The following is a 1,504-nucleotide window of genomic DNA, read 5'->3' as shown; positions in this document are numbered from 1 at the left end:
GGTCAATAAGTACTTGCAAGTGTGGAACGTGCCGAACCTGTTCGTGGTCGGCTCTTCAGCCTTCCCGCAGAACCCTGGCTATAACCCAACCGGTACCGTTGCTGCACTGGCGTTCAAGGCGGCAGATGCAATTCGCACCCGTTACCTGAAACGCCCTGGGGAGATGCTCAGCGTATGAAGACTCTTCTTTCGATGTGCGTTGGCGTTCTCGGTCTTGCACTGAACGTCGCACACGGTGCCTCCGGCGCTGACTCTTACAACCTGGTGGAGAAAGGTCGCTACCTGACCACTCTTGGCGACTGCGCCGCCTGCCACACCTTGCCCGGCAAGCCGGCGTTTTCCGGTGGCGTGGTCCTTGATACGCCGTTCGGCAAGCTGCTAGGTGCCAACATTACCCCGGACCCGGTCAGCGGCATCGGGCGCTGGAGTTTTGACGACTTCCAGAACGCCATGTCCAAAGGGCATGGTCTGGACGGTAAGCGTTTGTACGGTGCCATGCCGTTCACTGCCTACACCAAGGTCACGGTTCGGGACAATCAGGCCATCTGGGCTTACTTGCAGACGCTTGATGCGGTGAGCAATCCGGTCGAAACCAATCAGCTGCCATTCCCTTTCAACGTACGTACCAGCTTGATTGGGTGGAACCTGATCAACTTTGAACAAGGCGAGTTCAAGGCTGATCCGAAGAAGTCCGAGCAATGGAACCGGGGTGCCTATCTGGTCGAAGGCTTGGGTCACTGTGGCACCTGCCACACGCCGAAAAACCTTATCGGTGGTGACAAAAACGATCAATTCCTGACTGGCAGCAACTTGCAGGGTTGGGTCGCGCCAAACATCACAGCTGACAGCCACAGTGGTATCGGCAGCTGGACTGAAGATGACATCGTCAAGTACCTGAAAACCGGTGCTAACCGCTTCGACATCGCCTCCGGGCCTATGGCTGAAGAAGTCGATCACTCTTCGCAGCACTGGAAGGATGACGATCTGATGGCCGTGGCGGTGTTCCTCAAGGATGGCGCGAAACCGACTAACCCACCGAAAGCCCTGGCTGCTACTGATGCAGCGATGGTGGCGGGTAAGGCGATCTATGCTGATCGTTGCTCGGCGTGCCACGTGGGCAACGGTGAAGGCGCAGAGAACCTGTTCCCGAAACTGGCCATGGCGCCGTTGGTTAACAACGACGACGCATCGTCGCTGATCCGCGTGGTTTTGACGGGTAGCCGTGCCGGGGCCACTGATGCGGCACCTACCGCACCGGCCATGCCATCGCTGGGCGGTACGCTGACCGACGACAACGTTGCCAGCGTCCTCACTTACGTGCGCAACAGTTGGGGCAATGCGGCGCCAGCGGTTTCCAGCGCTGACGTGAAGGCCCTGCGCGAACAGTTACAGCCGAAGTAAACAGCCCTGACAAAAATGCCCGGCCTTGTGATGAGGACCGGGTATTTTTTTGCCTGTCTTCAGATCGGCCCAAATCCCGGTGTGAGCGAACTTGTTCGCGAAG

Annotated in this window: 2 protein-coding genes; both read left to right on the top strand. The window is 58.1% G+C overall.

What is annotated here, in order from left to right; genetic code table 11:
• On the top strand, window positions 1-178 hold a 178-nt coding region (locus tag M0974_RS01050; protein WP_297831511.1), incomplete at its 5' end, for a GMC oxidoreductase.
• Complete coding sequence (locus M0974_RS01045) at window positions 175-1,401, top strand: cytochrome c (protein WP_297831508.1); 1,227 nt, start codon at window positions 175-177, stop codon at window positions 1,399-1,401. The genes M0974_RS01050 and M0974_RS01045, both read left to right, overlap by 4 nt.
• Window positions 1,402-1,504 lie beyond the last annotated feature (103 nt).

Origin of the sequence: Pseudomonas sp. (assembly GCF_026224925.1) — a bacterium.
GTDB lineage: Bacteria > Pseudomonadota > Gammaproteobacteria > Pseudomonadales > Pseudomonadaceae > Aquipseudomonas.
The sequence above is the reverse complement of the archived record's forward strand: the minus strand, read 5'-3'. Positions and strand labels throughout refer to the sequence as shown.